19 protein-coding genes are annotated in these 13,996 nt (G+C 66.5%); 6 read left to right on the top strand and 13 right to left on the bottom strand.

The features are described from left to right. Window positions 1-5: 5 nt before the first annotated feature. From EA346_RS08705 to EA346_RS08730, 6 genes are read left to right on the top strand one after another with little or no spacing between them, the layout of a single operon-like run. Window positions 6-524: a hypothetical protein gene (locus EA346_RS08705; RefSeq protein WP_296757657.1), complete on the top strand. Its 519-nt coding sequence runs from the start codon at window positions 6-8 to the stop codon at window positions 522-524. After that, the gene (gene mpl / locus EA346_RS08710; protein WP_296757619.1) at window positions 521-1,903 is read left to right on the top strand and encodes a UDP-N-acetylmuramate:L-alanyl-gamma-D-glutamyl-meso-diaminopimelate ligase; all 1,383 of its coding nucleotides are present in this window, start codon (window positions 521-523) and stop codon (window positions 1,901-1,903) included. Before EA346_RS08705 ends, mpl begins: the two co-directional genes overlap by 4 nt. Next, entirely contained in the window at window positions 1,890-2,522 is a 633-nt protein-coding gene (locus EA346_RS08715) for a flavin prenyltransferase UbiX (protein ID WP_296757620.1), read from the top strand. The genes mpl and EA346_RS08715 overlap by 14 nt, the downstream gene beginning before the upstream one ends. Next, window positions 2,522-3,106, top strand: coding sequence for an LON peptidase substrate-binding domain-containing protein (locus EA346_RS08720; protein ID WP_296757622.1), 585 nt, complete (start codon window positions 2,522-2,524; stop codon window positions 3,104-3,106). Before EA346_RS08715 ends, EA346_RS08720 begins: the two co-directional genes overlap by 1 nt. 52 nt (window positions 3,107-3,158) lie before the next feature. Then, window positions 3,159-3,539 (top strand): thioredoxin, encoded by a 381-nt coding sequence (trxA, locus tag EA346_RS08725; RefSeq protein ID WP_296757624.1) that lies wholly within the window; start codon window positions 3,159-3,161, stop codon window positions 3,537-3,539. A 35-nt stretch (window positions 3,540-3,574) separates the two neighbouring features. Further along, window positions 3,575-4,510, top strand: a complete 936-nt coding sequence (locus EA346_RS08730; RefSeq protein ID WP_296757626.1) for an AEC family transporter — start codon at window positions 3,575-3,577, stop codon at window positions 4,508-4,510. 82 nt (window positions 4,511-4,592) lie between these two features. On the opposite strand, the gene EA346_RS08735 is transcribed toward EA346_RS08730, so the two are convergent. From EA346_RS08735 to EA346_RS08795, 13 genes are all read right to left on the bottom strand, one after another. Beyond that, window positions 4,593-4,865 (bottom strand): HPr family phosphocarrier protein, encoded by a 273-nt coding sequence (locus EA346_RS08735; protein WP_296757627.1) that lies wholly within the window; start codon window positions 4,863-4,865, stop codon window positions 4,593-4,595. Beyond that, window positions 4,837-5,262: a PTS fructose transporter subunit IIA gene (locus EA346_RS08740; RefSeq protein WP_296757630.1), complete on the bottom strand. Its 426-nt coding sequence runs from the start codon at window positions 5,260-5,262 to the stop codon at window positions 4,837-4,839. Before EA346_RS08740 ends, EA346_RS08735 begins: the two co-directional genes overlap by 29 nt. A gap of 4 nt (window positions 5,263-5,266) precedes the next feature. After that, a complete protein-coding gene (rapZ, locus tag EA346_RS08745) occupies window positions 5,267-6,148 on the bottom strand; it encodes an RNase adapter RapZ (RefSeq protein ID WP_296757632.1) in 882 nt (293 codons plus the stop codon). 2 nt (window positions 6,149-6,150) lie between these two features. Then, on the bottom strand, window positions 6,151-7,122 hold the full coding sequence (hprK, locus tag EA346_RS08750) for an HPr(Ser) kinase/phosphatase (RefSeq protein ID WP_296757634.1): 972 nt from the start codon (window positions 7,120-7,122) through the stop codon (window positions 6,151-6,153). Next, window positions 7,115-7,585, bottom strand: a complete 471-nt coding sequence (locus EA346_RS08755) for a PTS sugar transporter subunit IIA (RefSeq protein ID WP_296757636.1) — start codon at window positions 7,583-7,585, stop codon at window positions 7,115-7,117. The genes hprK and EA346_RS08755 overlap by 8 nt, the downstream gene beginning before the upstream one ends. Window positions 7,586-7,588: 3 nt before the next feature. Then, the gene (gene raiA, locus EA346_RS08760) at window positions 7,589-7,918 is read right to left on the bottom strand and encodes a ribosome-associated translation inhibitor RaiA (protein ID WP_296757639.1); all 330 of its coding nucleotides are present in this window, start codon (window positions 7,916-7,918) and stop codon (window positions 7,589-7,591) included. 32 nt (window positions 7,919-7,950) lie between these two features. Next, the gene (locus EA346_RS08765) at window positions 7,951-9,372 is read right to left on the bottom strand and encodes an RNA polymerase factor sigma-54 (protein ID WP_296757641.1); all 1,422 of its coding nucleotides are present in this window, start codon (window positions 9,370-9,372) and stop codon (window positions 7,951-7,953) included. Between the two features lie 103 nt (window positions 9,373-9,475). Beyond that, entirely contained in the window at window positions 9,476-10,261 is a 786-nt protein-coding gene (lptB, locus tag EA346_RS08770; RefSeq protein ID WP_296757642.1) for an LPS export ABC transporter ATP-binding protein, read from the bottom strand. Then, window positions 10,258-10,770, bottom strand: coding sequence for a lipopolysaccharide transport periplasmic protein LptA (gene lptA, locus EA346_RS08775; RefSeq protein WP_296757644.1), 513 nt, complete (start codon window positions 10,768-10,770; stop codon window positions 10,258-10,260). Before lptA ends, lptB begins: the two co-directional genes overlap by 4 nt. Continuing rightward, on the bottom strand, window positions 10,767-11,360 hold the full coding sequence (gene lptC / locus EA346_RS08780; protein WP_296757645.1) for an LPS export ABC transporter periplasmic protein LptC: 594 nt from the start codon (window positions 11,358-11,360) through the stop codon (window positions 10,767-10,769). The genes lptA and lptC overlap by 4 nt, the downstream gene beginning before the upstream one ends. After that, the gene (locus tag EA346_RS08785) at window positions 11,341-11,880 is read right to left on the bottom strand and encodes an HAD hydrolase family protein (protein WP_296757647.1); all 540 of its coding nucleotides are present in this window, start codon (window positions 11,878-11,880) and stop codon (window positions 11,341-11,343) included. Before EA346_RS08785 ends, lptC begins: the two co-directional genes overlap by 20 nt. After that, entirely contained in the window at window positions 11,880-12,857 is a 978-nt protein-coding gene (locus tag EA346_RS08790) for a KpsF/GutQ family sugar-phosphate isomerase (protein WP_296757650.1), read from the bottom strand. Before EA346_RS08790 ends, EA346_RS08785 begins: the two co-directional genes overlap by 1 nt. Continuing rightward, entirely contained in the window at window positions 12,854-13,828 is a 975-nt protein-coding gene (locus EA346_RS08795; RefSeq protein WP_296757652.1) for a calcium/sodium antiporter, read from the bottom strand. The genes EA346_RS08790 and EA346_RS08795 overlap by 4 nt, the downstream gene beginning before the upstream one ends. Between the last annotated feature and the right edge of the window lie 168 nt (window positions 13,829-13,996).

Genomic DNA, 13,996 nt, shown 5'->3' on the forward strand with positions numbered 1-13,996 from the left:
TGAGCCTGCATACGTTGGTTCCCATGCTGGACATCCTGCGGCTGCGGGGAGGTCCCCAGAATCTGCCGGCGGACCAGGGGACGCTGGTCTTCTGGATGGGCGCATCCGTGTTCACCGGGATCCTGGTGGCCGCCCCGATGCACGGCGTTGCGACCAGCCTTTATCTGAGCGTGCTCGACCTTGCCGTGCTCTACCTCTTCGTGATGACGCTGCTGGGATTGCGCGGGATGACCGGGCGTTGGCTGCAGACCTACATCGCCCTGGTCGGGACCAGCGCCCTGCTCGGCCTGGTCATGGCCGCGCTGCTCTGGGCGTTCCCCCCCGATTTTGCCGAGGAGCAGGTCTCCCCGCCGGCCCTGATCGCCTATCTCGGACTGCTGGTGTGGCTGCTGCTGGTCTTCGGGCACATCCTGCAACAGGCCCTCGGTCTCGCTGGCAGGATGACCGGCGTGGCCATCGCGTTGGGGTTCCTGATCCTGTCCAGCGTAATAACGCAGTTCGCACTCGGACTTGCGAACGCATGACGCGCCCGATCCACGTACTCGGGATCGGCGGCACCTTCATGGGTGGGCTGGCCCAGCTGGCCGCGGCGTCGGGGGTGCCGGTATCGGGCGTCGACGAGAACCTCTACCCACCGATGGACGGCCAGCTGCGGCAGGCGGGAATCCCCTATCTCGAGGGTTACCGGCCCGAGGATCTGCCCGAAGACGCGCTGATCGTCGTCGGCAACGTGATGCGTCGGGGCCTGCCGGTGGTGGAGGCGATGCTCGACCGGGGCCTCGCGTATACCTCCGGTCCGCAATGGTTGGCCGAAAACGTGCTGCACGGCCGCTGGGTGCTGGCGGTCGCCGGCACCCACGGCAAGACGACCACCGCGAGCATGCTGGTCTTCCTGCTGGAAGCCGCCGGCATGGAGCCCGGGTTCCTGATCGGCGGCGTCCCGCGCGACTTCGGTGTGAGCGCCCGGCTCGGGCGCGGGCCGTTCTTCGTGATCGAGGCCGACGAATACGATTGTGCCTTCTTCGACAAGCGAGCCAAGTTCGTGCATTACCGGCCGCGAACCCTCGTGCTGAATAATCTGGAGTACGATCATGCCGACATTTACCCGGATCTGGCAGCGATCGAGCGGCAATTTCACCATCTCGTCCGGACCGTTCCCAGCCAGGGCGAGATCCTGGTCAATGCCGAGAGCGGGGCGCTGGAGCGGGTGCTCGGGCAGGGCTGCTGGACCCCGGTGGTCCGGTTTGGTGCGACGGTGCCGGCGGATCTCAGTGCCAGGGCCTTGAACGCGGAGGCCTCGCGTTTCGAGGTGCTTGCAGCCGGTCGGCCGGTGGGCGAGATCGCGTGGAGTCTGACCGGCGAGCACAATCTTGCCAACGCCCTGGCTGCCCTGGGCGCCGCGCGCCATGCCGGCGTACCGCTTGCGCAGGGCATCGAGTCGCTGTCGGGTTTCACCGGGGTGAAGCGACGGCAGGAGCTGCGTGGCGAGGTCAACGGGATCCGGGTGATCGACGATTTCGCCCACCATCCGACCGCCATCCGGCTGACGCTGGCCGGCCTGCGCGCGGCGATGCCGCGCGAGCGACGCCTCCTGGTCGCACTGGAACCCCGTTCGAATACCATGCGCCTGGGCGTTCATTCGGAGACCCTGGGCGGCTCGCTCGAACTCGCGGACGAGGTCTTCCTGTTCCTGCCCGAGGGACTCGGCTGGTCTCCGGAAGGCCTGGGGGTGCAGCTCGGAGCACGCCTGCACACATCTTCCGGGGTCGGTGAACTGGTGGCGTCGGTGACCGCAAGCGCACATCCTGGCGACTGGGTGGTTATCATGAGCAACGGGGGCTTCGGCGGCATTCACGAGACCCTGCTGACGCGCCTTCGGGAGAAGTGGTATGGCGGCACCTGATCTGGCACTGGCCTTGACCGGCGCATCCGGCGTGCAGTACGGCATTCGTCTGCTCGAATGCCTGGTGGCGGCCAAGGTGCCGGTCCACCTGATGCTCTCCCGGCCCGCCCAGGTGGTGCTTGGGCTGGAGACCGACCTGTCGGTGCCCGGCCGCCCGGCCGAGATCGGGCGTTTCTTCAGCGAACGTTTCCACGCCGAACCGGGACAGATCCGCTGCTATGGTCCGGAGCAGTGGACCGCACCCGTGGCGAGCGGCTCCGCGGTGCCCCGGGCGATGGTGGTGTGCCCCTGCTCCACGGCCACACTGTCGGCGGTGGCGACCGGTGCCTCCCGCAGTCTGATCGAGCGGGCCGCCGACGTGGTCCTGAAGGAGCGACGCAAGCTGTTGCTGGTGGTGCGCGAGACCCCGTTCTCCGAGGTGCACCTGGAAAACATGCTGCGGCTGGCGCGCATGGGCGTCGTCATCATGCCAGCCAACCCCGCCTTCTATCATCGGCCGCGCACGCTCGATGATCTGATCGATTTCATGGTCGCCCGGGTTCTCGACCACCTCGAAATCGCCCACGACCTGATGCCGCGCTGGGGCGAACCGCTTACGCCCACGGTAGGAGAGGACTGATGACACGCGTGCCGTTGTTTCCGCTGAATACCGTGCTGTTCCCCGATGGGTTGCTGCCCCTGCGCATCTTCGAGACGCGTTACATCGACATGATCCGCGAATGTCTCCGCGGCGGTGGCAGCGGCTTCGTTGTGGTATCGATCCGCAACGGCTCCGAGAGCTCGGCCCACGCGCAGTTCTCTGCAGTGGGGACGCGGGCGGAGGTGATCGACTGGGAACAGCGGCCGGATGGCCTGCTTGGCATTCTCGCCTGTGGTCGCGAGCGCGTGCGCATCCTCGCGGATGAGCGCCGCCCCGACGGGCTGCTGGTCGGGGAGGTGGAGCCGGTGGACGAGTGGCCGGCGCTGGATCTGCCGCTGGAATATGCGTCGCTCGCGGGTCTGCTGGAGCGACTCCTGGATCAGCTCGGCACACCCTGGTCGCATCTGGAGCGCAGGATCGGCGACTCGGCCTGGGTTGCGGGACGCCTGGCCGAACTGCTCCCGCTGGATCTGGAGATCAAGCAGGCACTGCTGGAGGAGGATGACCCTCTGCAGCGGTTGCAGCGCCTGCGCTCAGCCATGCTGGCCGCGCAGAATCCCTGACAGCGGCGGTATGTGCTGGTATCGTCGGCACATTATTCAACAGGAGTTGTTCATGGCTGTTCAGGAATTGACCCAGGAAACCTTCGAATCCACCGTGACCGGAAACGACATCGTCATCGTCGATTTCTGGGCGCCATGGTGCGCGCCGTGCCGTGCCTTCGCGCCGACCTTCGAGGCCGAATCGGAACAGCACGACGACGTGACGTTCGCCAAGGTCAACACCGAGGATCAGCAGGCGCTTGCCGCCGCGTTTCAGATCCGGTCCATCCCCACGCTGATGATCTTCCGTGAGCAGGTGATCATCTTCTCGCAGCCGGGGATGCTTAGCGCCGGCCAGCTCCAGGACGTGATCGCCAAGGTCAAGGCCCTGGATATGGCGCAGGTACACGAGGATATCCGCAAGCAGCAGGAGAGTGCCGGGGGAGGCGCCTGATCGCGCGATGACCTCAAACCGTAGCCGGCGCATCCATGCTCGGGGTCATGACACAAATGGGTGCGCTGATCGCCTGCGGCGTCGCCTGGAGCCATCTGCGGCCCGGGGGTCTTGGGGCTGACGAGACCCGGCGGGTATTGACCACGCTGGTCTATTACCTGCTCTTGCCCGCCCTCGTGCTGAAGGTGTTGTGGGGCGCCCCGCTTGGGCTCGTCTCACTGCAGATCGCTGCTGTGGCCGGCCTGACGGTCGTGGCGGCGCTCGGTCTCACGGCCGCTGCCTGCCGCTTCTGTCTGCCGAGCCGAGCGGCGGTGGGTGCAATGATGCTCGCCGCCGCGTGGCCCAACGCGGTCTACCTCGGTTTGCCCATTCTGGATACCCTGTTTGGGGAGCCGGGCCGGGCGGTGGCCATTCAGTATGACCTCTTCGGCGCGCTTCCCCTGTTGCTGACGGTCGGCGTATTGATCGCGCGTCACTACGGCAGCCATGCCGAATCCTACGTGGGTCCGCTGCGCGGCCTGTTCGCGGTGCCCTCGGTATGGGCGGCAGCGCTCGCGGTTACGCTGAACCTGTCCGGGGTCCCCATGCCCGCTTGGCTGGACGAGTGGTTGGGCTTCCTGGGGCACGCGGTCACGCCGCTGATGCTCTTTTCCCTGGGGCTCGCGCTGGTCTTCGATCGTTTCCGTGCCAGTGACGCCCCGGCGCTCGCGGTGGTGGCAGGGGTCCAGTTGCTGGCAGCGCCCGTGGTTGCGCTCGGGCTGGCCGTCGGCCTCGGGATGCAGGGCATCCCCGCGGTGGGTACGGTGCTGGAAGCAGCCATGCCCGCGATGGTGCTCGGGATCGTCTTCTGCGACCGGTTTGGCCTCGACACGGGCCTGTATGCCGCAGCCGTCACCCTGACGACGGCGTTGTCCCTGGTGACACTGCCATTGTGGTTCGCGCTGCTGCAGGGGCTGGCCGTACTTCAGTGAGGGCGCAATGCCGGTGACGCTGGATCCCTGCGGCCTTCGTGGTAGAGCACCATCGCCCTCAAACCAGGCGGAGCCCCCGGTCTCAGGTCTCTTCGCCGAAGCGGTTGGCGACCAGGGCGCTGAGTGCATCCAGGGCATCCTCCGCATCCGGGGCCCCTTCGGCGCGGATCTCCACCTCGGTGCCCTTGGCCGCGGCCAGCATCATCACCCCCATGATGCTCTTGCCATTCACCTCGCGTCCCTTCCGGGACACGAAGATATCGGCCTTGTACTGGCTGGCAAGACCGACGAACTTCGCGGCGGCACGCGCATGCATGCCCAGGCGGTTAACGATGGGAACTACGCGCTGCGGCATCGGAGCATTCCTGGTCGCAGAGGAGGATACCGTCGTGGCCCCCGCTGATGGCCTTGTTCACGAGTTCGGTCAGTGGCAGATCCCGGTAGTTCAGGACGCGCACGAGCATGGGCAGGTTCACCCCGGCGATGACCCGGCGCTGCTGTCCGCGTGCGAGCCGGCTGGCCACGTTGGCCGGTGTCGAGCCAAACATGTCGGTGAGGATCAGCACCCCGCCACCCGTGTCCAGCGCCTGCAGACGGCGTCTCGCCGCAGCCTCCACCGCATCCGGGTCATCGCTTTGCGACATGGCCAGTGCCTCGCAGGCGTCCGGAAGTTCTCCGAGCATGCTGCGGGCAGTCTGCAGAAGGGTTTCACCAAGGTTCTGGTGCGTGATCAACATCAGACCAACGGACATTGTCTTACTCCGTGTCCATGGGATGATCGTCGAGCTCCCGGTGCCGGGTGCTGACGGTGAAGTTTTCGGCCCCTTGCCAGGCCTTGGCCAGCCGATCGACCAGGTAGGCCGACCGATGGCGACCGCCGGTGCAGCCGATCGCCACGGTCAGGTAGCTGCGATGGTCTCTGGCGAAGCTCGGTAGCCATCGTCCCAGATGCGCCTGGATGCTGTCGAACATCTCCGACACATCTGCATCGGCTTCGAGGAAGTCGACGACAGGACCGTCCAGGCCCGTGAGATCCCGGAGACCCGGTTCGTAATGGGGGTTGGGGAGGCAGCGCACATCGAAGACGAAGTCGGCGTCCACCGGTGCACCATACTTGAAGCCGAAGGACTGAAACAGCAGCGAGAGGTTTTCCGCGCCCTCTGTCGCGAGGCGCGTCCGCACCGTGCGGGCCAGGTCATGCATGGACAGGTCGCTGCTGTCGATGGTCAGGTCCGCATGCACGGCGATCGACCCCAGCCATTCCCGCTCCAGCGCAATCGCTTCGACCAGTGGCAGTCCCTTGCGAGCGAGCGGATGCCGGCGCCGGGTGTGGTGGTAACGGCGTAGCAGGGCCTCGTTCGAGGATTGCAGGAAGACGACTTCGACCTGTACGGGTTGGCTGCGCAGGCTCGCGAGGGTCTTCGCGAATCCCTCCAGTGCATCCTGGCCGCTGCGCACATCGACGCCGACGGCAACCCTGCCGTCATTGCGATGGTTACCGGTGCGCAACTCCTCGATCAGGCGATCGAGCAGACCCAGCGGCAGATTGTCGACACAGAAGAAGCCCTCGTCTTCCAGGGTGCGCAGGGCGACGGTCTTGCCCGAGCCCGACAGGCCGCTGACCAGCAGGAGGCGCATCTTCAGGTCTCCCGCCCTTCCGCGGAAGACACCGGTTCCGCGTCCTGCAACTGCAGGCGCAGTCGTGCCCTGAGGTCGTCTCCGGCCGCATAGCCCTGCAGGTGAAGCAGGTGTGCCCGGACCGCGGCCTCGATCATCACCGCGATGTTGCGACCGGGCGCGACCGGCAGACTGACCAGAGGGATGCGCAGGCCGAGCACCTCGACTTCTCCCCGGCTGCCGTTCATACGGTCTTCGGGTACCGGCGCGGTCACTCCCCGGTCGCGCAGGTCGATGATCAGTCGTAGATATTTGCCGTGCTTGATCGCCGAGTCGCCGTACATCGACCGGATGTTCAGCACGCCCAGTCCACGGACCTCGAGCAGATCGCGAAGCATGGGCGGACAGGTTCCGCGGATGATGTCGGGGGCGATCCGGGCGAATTCCGGGGCGTCGTCGGCGATCAGGCGATGGCCGCGGCTGATGAGTTCCAGCGCGACCTCGCTCTTGCCGACGCTGGATTCGCCGCTGATCAGCACCCCGGCACCCAGGATCTCCATGAACACGCCATGGCGCACCACGGACCGGGCGAGGCGCTGTTGCAGGAAATAGCGCAGCAGGGCGATGAGTTCGTGGCTGCCCGCCCTGGTGCAGAGGATGACCGGCAGCGGATGTTCGCAACGCGTGGGCATCTGTTCGAACGGGCAGGTCTCCTCGGCAAAGATCACCGCCGCGGTGTCCGCGGCGGCGAGGTCGAGGATCAGTCGCTCGTGTTCGGTGGGTCCGAGCGTCTCGATGTAGCGTGCCTCGAAGTCGCCGATCACCTGGATGCGGTTCGGGCGGATCAGGTTCAGGTGCCCGGCCATCGGCAGGTCGCTGTCGCCGGGCTCGTGCAGGAAACGATGGGAGGCCTCGGCCTCGCCATGCGCGTACGCCAACCCGATGCGCGGTCCCAGGACCGCGACCAGGTCGGCTAGTGTGACGCTATCAGGCATCGCGGAAGGCGGTGGTCGCGGCCTGGTACAGGGCCGTGGCGTCGGGCGCGCGGCGGATCGCGGCAATGTTGTCGGGTCGTGACAGGCTCCGCGCCAGCTGCGCGAGCAGGTCGAGATGTTCGCTGGTCGATTCCTCGGGCACGATCAGCGCGATCAGGATATCGACCGGCTCGTGGTCGATCGCGTCGAAATCGACGCCTTCGTGCAGGCGCAGCATCGCGACCCTCGGATGGTCGATTTCGGCCATGCGGCCATGGGGAATGGCCACCCCATGGCCGAGACCGGTGGAGCCAAGCTTCTCCCGGGCCGAGAGCGCGTCAAAGACCAGGTTGGCCGTAAGACTGTCGCCATCCGTTTCATCGCTGGCCAGCGCATCGCTGAGGACTTCCAGCGCACGCTTCTTGCTCGCGATCCCGGTATCCAGGCGAACCCGTCCCGGACTGAGAAGATCGGCGATCTGCATCGCTCAGGCGGTCTGCTGGCGGTTGCGTTGCGCGCCCTCGGCACGATGGTGGTCCTTCATCTTTTCCTTGTGCTTGATCAGTTGCCGGTCGGTCTTGTCGATCAGCGCGTCGATGGCGGCATACATGTCGTCATGCATCGCGTCGGCATGGATCTGGTTGCCGCTGACCTGCAGATTGGCCTCGGCCTTGTTGTGATTCTTCTCCACCGTGAGCACGACATGGATATCGATCACCTGGTCGAAGTGCCGCTCGAGGCGCTCGAACTTGTCCTGAACGTAGTCACGCAGCGCATCGCTGATGTCAACGTGATGACCGGTCAGATTGATTTGCATACTCACACTCCTTGCATTGGTGGACCGGGGGGCTAGAGGAGCTGTCGCCGTTCGCTGGAAGGTGGCAGGTTCATCGCCTCACGGTATTTGGCCACGGTACGTCGGGCCACGTTGATACCCCGGTCCGAGAGGACCTGGGCGAGTCGGGAATCGCTCATGGGCCGGTTCGGCGGCTCCTCGCTGATCAGTTGGCGGATCATCGCACGGATCGCGGTGGCGGAACATTCGCCGCCGTCGCTGGTGCCCACGTGGCTGGAAAAGAAGTACTTGAACTCGAACACGCCGCGCGGGGTATGCATGTATTTCTGGGTGGTCACGCGGGAGATCGTCGACTCGTGCATCCCCAGGGCCTCGGCGATGTCGCGCAGGATGAGTGGCTGCATCGCCACGTCGCCCTGTTCCAGGAATGCGGACTGGCGTTCGACGATCGCACGTGCCACGCGCAGCAGGGTATCGTTGCGGCTGTGCAGGCTCTTGAGAAACCAGCGGGCCTCCTGCAGCTGGTTGCGCATGAAGGCGCTGTCGCGGGCATCGCTGACCCGGCGCACCATGCCCGCGTACAGGCTGTTGATGCGGATGCGCGGCGCGATGTCCGGGTTCAGGTCCACGCGCCAGCCACCGTTGTCGCGGCGCACGTAGACATCGGGGGTCACGTATTCAGGGGGCTGGTCGCTGATATGGCTGCCGGGGCGGGGGTTCAGGGTCCGGATGAGCTCGACCGCCCTTGCCAGCGTGGTCTCGTCGAGGCCCAGGTCCCGCTGCAGGGCGCGGAAATCGTGCCGCGCGAGGTTCGGCATGCCCGTGTCGACAACCTGCAGCGCCGCCGCATGTGCCGGGGTTTCGTCGCTCATGGCGCGCAGCTGGATCAGCAGGCACTCGCGCAGGTCGCGCGCCCCGACACCTACCGGATCGCATTGCTGGATCCAGTGCAAAACCGCCTCGATCTCGTCGACCCCGAGGGCCTCCTCGCCGCCCAGCGTCTGCTGTAGGCTTTCGAGGTCGGTTTCGAGGTATCCGTCCGTGTTGATGCTGTCGATCAGCGCCGCGCCGATGCGCTGGTCGCGTTCGTTCAGCGGGCTGAGGTGCAACTGCCACAGCAGGTGCTCATGCAGGCCGCCCTCGCTCCCGGCCTGGTTTTCGAAGGGGTCGCGATCATCCATCGCCCCCTGTGCTCCGGTTCCCCCGGTATAGGAGAGCTCCTCCCAGCTGCCTTCGTCCGTGGAGCCCTCGACGGTGGGCGCTTCCGGTTCGGCGTCGTCCTTGGTTTCCGGGCTGGAGGCCTCGTCGGCAGGGTTCTCTTCGGCGAGTTCCAGCATCGGGTTGCTGTCCAGCGCCTGTTGCACCTCCAGCTGCAGTTCCAGGGTCGACAGCTGCAGGAGCCGGATGGCCTGTTGCAGCTGCGGGGTCATGGTCAGGTTCTGACCCAGCTGTAGGTTCAGGGAGGACTTCAGCATGCGGTCGTTGTCGGTGCGACAGGGGTTGTCATGTCTTCATGGTACTGCCAGAGCCCATGGTTGTGCAGCCTTTTGGTGCAGCGCTGCCTGTGACTGGCATCCGCTAGAGCCGGAAGTGTTCGCCCAGATAGGCGGTTCGCACGCGCTGGTCGGCGAGGAGTTCTGCCGGCGTACCCTCGCTGAGCAGCCGGCCCTCGCTGAGGATGTAGGCGCGATCGCAGATCGCCAGTGTTTCGCGGACATTGTGGTCCGAGATCAGTACGCCGATACCCCGCTGCTTGAGGTGGGCGATGACATCCTGGATCTCCACCACGGAGATCGGGTCCACTCCCGCAAAGGGCTCGTCAAGACAGATGAATTGTGGGTTTCCGGCCAACGCCCGGGCAATCTCGGCGCGGCGCCGCTCGCCGCCCGACAGCGCGATACCGGGACTGTTGCGCACGGTCTCCAGCTGGAATTCCTCGATCAGGGCATCACCCGTTTCGCGGCGTCCGCCGGAATCCAGATCGCGCCGCAGCTCGAGCACGGCCTGGAGGTTCTGCCACACGGTCAGGCGCCGGAAAATGGACGCCTCCTGGGGCAGGTAGCCGAGTCCGAGGCGCGCGCGAAGGTGCACCGGAGCGCGGGTCACGTCGCGTCCAGCCAGGCTGATGCTGCCGGCGTCGGCCTGGATCAGGCCGACCAGGATGTAGAAGCAGGTGGTCTTGCCTGCACCGTTCGGTCCCAGCAGGCCCGCCACCTCGCCGCGGGAGAGTGTTACATCCACGTCGTGGAGCACGGTGCGCTTGCCGTAGCGCTTGGTCAGGCCGGTTCCCGTCAGGCGTCCCGGGCCGGCGGCGTGCTCCCCGACCATCGGATCGGAGATCGGGGTGTTGACGCTCGCGTTCATTCCGGCCGGGGCTGAATGGTGATGTGGACGCGTTCGGTCGGAGTGCCCTCGATGCTGATGATGTCCTGCACCAGGTCGTAGGTGATGCGGTCGCCGCGCGCATCCTCCGTGACGGTCTGCACCCGTGCGTCCCTGAGCAGCAGGAGCACCTCGTCGTCGAAGGTGTACTCCATGCGCTGCGCCGTTGCGACGCGCGGCTGGTTGTCGAGATCCGGCGATTCGGCGCGCACCGGGTTCCCCTCCGCCTCCATCCGGACGGGGCGTCGCTCGGGGGCGTGAATGACGATCCGGTCGGCGCGCAACGTGAGGTCCCCCCGGGTGACCACGACGTTGCCGCTGTAGGTCCCGATGCCCCGGCGTTCATCCATCCGGGCGCTGTCGGCGCTGATGTGCACTGCGAGATCGGCGGCGCCCTGCGCCGACGGAGCCGCGGGCAAGACGGCGAGCAGGAGGCCACAGAGTGCGCCTGCGGCCAGAGCCGGAAGCCTTGGCAGGATGCGATCGGTCATGGTGGTGTTCCCTCGCTGTCCGCAGGAGCATAGACGGTATTGACGTCGCTCTGGAGTTCGATGATGTCCGCATCGACGTCCGCATACATGCCGATACCGGTCACGAAGAGCCCTGGGCGAACCATCGTCGCACGTGCATCGGTCAGGATCTCGCGGCTTTCGGTCAGGACGGTGACGTCCGCGGTCTCGATGTCGGTCTGCGGATGCAGAGGGCTTGGGAGCCGCAGACCCTCCGTGGCGCCGATGAGCTCCAGGCGCTGCTCCGCAGGGTAGTGGACTGCGGCAGGGGCGGTCCAGATCCAGTCGAGGTGGCCGTCGGTCATGAGTTCCAGCCGCGGTTTCTCGGCGTGCTGCTCCCCGATGTCATCAAATTGCTGCATGCGCTCGCCTTCCAGCACGTGCGTGATCTCGCCGTCGGCATCGGTGATTCGCAGCGTGAAGCCGAAGATGTCGAGCTGGGGCTCGCTCGCCAGACCCGGAGTCGCGATCGGGGCCAGGCCGACGGCCGCCGCGAGACAGGTCGCGCCGGCCCATCCTCGAACACGGCCCCGGCCCGCGCGGGTCCCGGAGTCAGGGTTCCAGATAGGCACGGAGAATACCCTCCAGCCGATCCTGGGCAGCCAGCAGCGTCTCGCAGACTTCACGTACCGCACCGCGTCCGCCCGGCGCCAGGGTGTGCCAGTCGGCATGTTCCAGCACCAGCGGGTGGGCGTCGCCAACGGCGATGCCGAGCGCGACCTGGCGCATGGCCGGGATGTCGACAATGTCGTCGCCGACGAATGCGCTGTGCTCAGGTGCAAAACCGCTCTGCGTCAGCAGCTCGATCAGCGCCGTCCGCTTGTCCCGGCGCCCTTGCAGAATATGCCGTACGCCGAGGTCACGCATGCGGTGCGTGACGACCTCGGAGTTGCGTCCGGTCAGGATTGCAACCTCCAGACCGCCTTCCTGTGCCATCCGGATACCGTGGCCGTCGCGGCTGTTGAAGGCCTTGTACTGTTCGCCGCCATCGCCGAGGAACAGGCTGCCGTCGGTGAGCACGCCATCGACATCGAGGATCAGCAGGCGGATCTGCCGCTGCCGCTCCAGCAGGTCAGCGGGCGCCAGGGGCATCACGCGACCCCCGCGCGGAGCAGGTCGTGCATGTTCAGCGCGCCGACGAGCCGCAGGTTGTCGTCGACGACGGGCAGGGCGTTGATGCGATGACTCTCCATGGTCTGCAATGCCTGGACCGCAAGCCACTCGGGACGCGCGGCGAAGCCGTTGGCGGTCATTACGTCGCCGATGTTGAGGCGATGCACGTCGAGGCCACGATCCAGGGTGCGGCGCAGGTCACCGTCGGTGAACACGCCTTCGATCTCGCGGACATCGTTACAGATGACCACCATGCCCAGTCCCTTGCGCGAGATCTCCACCAGTGCGTCCCGGAGCGGGGTGCCGGCCTGGATGCAGGGGATCGCCTCGCCGGTGCGCATGATGTCGCCGACATGAATCAGCAGGCGGCGCCCGAGGCGGCCGCCGGGGTGGGAACGGGCGAAGTCGTCGGCAGTGAAGCCGCGGGCATCCAGTACCGCCACCGCGAGCGCGTCGCCCATCGCCAGGGCGGCCGTGGTGCTGGATGTCGGTGCCAGGCCCAGTGGGCAGGCTTCGCGGTCCACGCTGACATCGAGATGGACCGTGGCCTCACGCGCGAGGCGCGATTCCGGGTTTCCGGTCATCGCGATCAGCGGTACGCCGAGGCGGCGGATGATCGGCAGGATGGTGAGGAGTTCGTCGGTCTCACCCGAATTGGACAAGAAGATGACCGCGTCCTCTCGGGTAATCATGCCGAGGTCCCCGTGGCTCGCCTCGCCCGGATGTACGAAGAAGGCGGGGGTGCCGGTGGACGCAAGGGTGGCCGCGAGCTTGCCCCCGATGTGCCCGGACTTGCCCATGCCGGTGACGACGACACGGCCACGGCAGGCGAGGATGTGCTCGCAGGCCGCGAGAAAACGGGAGTCGATGCGCGCGGCAAGGGCGCTCACAGCCTCGGCCTCGATGGCGAGGACGGCCAGGGCCAGGCTACGGGTATTTTCAGGGTCCAGCATCATGCGGTTGCGGTCCATCCGAGAAGCGTCAGGTAGGCGACGAACAGGCCCAGCAGCAGGACTCCCTCCCGGCGCCGCACGGTGCCCGGTCCCTTGCGGTGCCCCAGGGCGAGCAGGAACAGCAGGAAGGTCAGCCCGATCATCACGGGATAATCCCGTATCAGCACGCTGTTTTCCAGCAACCCTGGCGCCAGCAGCCCGGGCACGGCCAGGACGGCGAGCAGATTGAAGAGGTTGGAACCAATGATGTTGCCGATGGCCAGTTCGTTCTCCCCCTTCCAGGCGGCGACGACCGACGTCGCCAGCTCCGGCAGACTGGTGCCGATTGCGACGATGGTCAGGCCGATGATCAGGTCGCTTACGCCCAGGGCGCCTGCGATCTCGACGGCACCCCAGACCAGAGCCTGGCTGCTGAGCAGGAGCAGGACCAGTCCCAGGGTCAGCAGGCCCAGCGCCCGTGGCAGCGGCATGGGTGCCGGCGCCGCCTCCGCCAGATCGACGCCGAGGGCGTCGGGCTCCATCCGGCCGCGCAGCGCGCTGAATACCAGCCAGGTCATCAGCAACACCAGCCCCGCGACCAGGATCAGTCCATCGATCCGTCCCAGCGAGCCGTCCAGGATCAGGAAAAATCCCAGCAGCGTCACCAACAGCAGCACCGGGAACTCCCGGCGCAGGATGGCAGAGCGGACCAGCAGGGGAGCGATCAGCGCGCTCGCCCCGAGCACGAGCCCGATATTCGCAATGTTCGAGCCGATCGCGTTCCCGATGGCAAGCCCGGGATTGCCCTGCAGGGACGCGAGTATGGCCACGAAGACCTCGGGTGCCGAGGTGCCGAAGGCTACGATGGTCAGCCCGATCAGCAGCGGAGAGACGCCGAGGCCACGGGCCAGGCCCGAGGCTCCCACCACGAAGCGGTCGGCGCTCCAGGTCAGGACGATCAGGCCGGCGACGACGGCGAGGATGGGAAGCCACATGTCTGGAGGGGTCTGCTGCAACGGGTGCATGAGTTTACTGCCTGTCCCGCCGTCCGTCTCCTGCGCCATACCCTTAGCGTGAAGTCACGGCCAGGCCAGGTCCTCCGCCCCCGGCTTATGGAGTGCGGGAGCTTGCTCCCGCTATTCGGTGCCGGGGATGACCCAGCT

It is taken from the genome of Thioalkalivibrio sp. (genome assembly GCF_007692535.1).
Taxonomy (GTDB): Bacteria; Pseudomonadota; Gammaproteobacteria; order Ectothiorhodospirales; family Ectothiorhodospiraceae; genus Thioalkalivibrio.

Bases quoted from the DNA above. Each gene is read 5' to 3' on its own strand.
- mpl (WP_296757619.1), top strand. From the start codon at position 521: ATGACGCGCCCGATCCACGTACTCGGGATCGGCGGCACCTTCATGGGT.
- EA346_RS08715 (WP_296757620.1), top strand. From the start codon at position 1,890: ATGGCGGCACCTGATCTGGCACTGGCCTTGACCGGCGCATCCGGCGTG.
- EA346_RS08720 (WP_296757622.1), top strand. From the start codon at position 2,522: ATGACACGCGTGCCGTTGTTTCCGCTGAATACCGTGCTGTTCCCCGAT.
- trxA (WP_296757624.1), top strand. From the start codon at position 3,159: ATGGCTGTTCAGGAATTGACCCAGGAAACCTTCGAATCCACCGTGACC.
- EA346_RS08730 (WP_296757626.1), top strand. From the start codon at position 3,575: ATGCTCGGGGTCATGACACAAATGGGTGCGCTGATCGCCTGCGGCGTC.
- EA346_RS08735 (WP_296757627.1), bottom strand. From the start codon at position 4,865: ATGCCGCAGCGCGTAGTTCCCATCGTTAACCGCCTGGGCATGCATGCG.
- EA346_RS08740 (WP_296757630.1), bottom strand. From the start codon at position 5,262: ATGTCCGTTGGTCTGATGTTGATCACGCACCAGAACCTTGGTGAAACC.
- rapZ (WP_296757632.1), bottom strand. From the start codon at position 6,148: ATGCGCCTCCTGCTGGTCAGCGGCCTGTCGGGCTCGGGCAAGACCGTC.
- hprK (WP_296757634.1), bottom strand. From the start codon at position 7,122: ATGCCTGATAGCGTCACACTAGCCGACCTGGTCGCGGTCCTGGGACCG.
- EA346_RS08755 (WP_296757636.1), bottom strand. From the start codon at position 7,585: ATGCAGATCGCCGATCTTCTCAGTCCGGGACGGGTTCGCCTGGATACC.
- raiA (WP_296757639.1), bottom strand. From the start codon at position 7,918: ATGCAAATCAATCTGACCGGTCATCACGTTGACATCAGCGATGCGCTG.
- EA346_RS08765 (WP_296757641.1), bottom strand. From the start codon at position 9,372: ATGCTGAAGTCCTCCCTGAACCTACAGCTGGGTCAGAACCTGACCATG.
- lptB (WP_296757642.1), bottom strand. From the start codon at position 10,261: ATGAACGCGAGCGTCAACACCCCGATCTCCGATCCGATGGTCGGGGAG.
- lptA (WP_296757644.1), bottom strand. From the start codon at position 10,770: ATGACCGATCGCATCCTGCCAAGGCTTCCGGCTCTGGCCGCAGGCGCA.
- EA346_RS08785 (WP_296757647.1), bottom strand. From the start codon at position 11,880: ATGCCCCTGGCGCCCGCTGACCTGCTGGAGCGGCAGCGGCAGATCCGC.
- EA346_RS08790 (WP_296757650.1), bottom strand. From the start codon at position 12,857: ATGATGCTGGACCCTGAAAATACCCGTAGCCTGGCCCTGGCCGTCCTC.
- EA346_RS08795 (WP_296757652.1), bottom strand. From the start codon at position 13,828: ATGTGGCTTCCCATCCTCGCCGTCGTCGCCGGCCTGATCGTCCTGACC.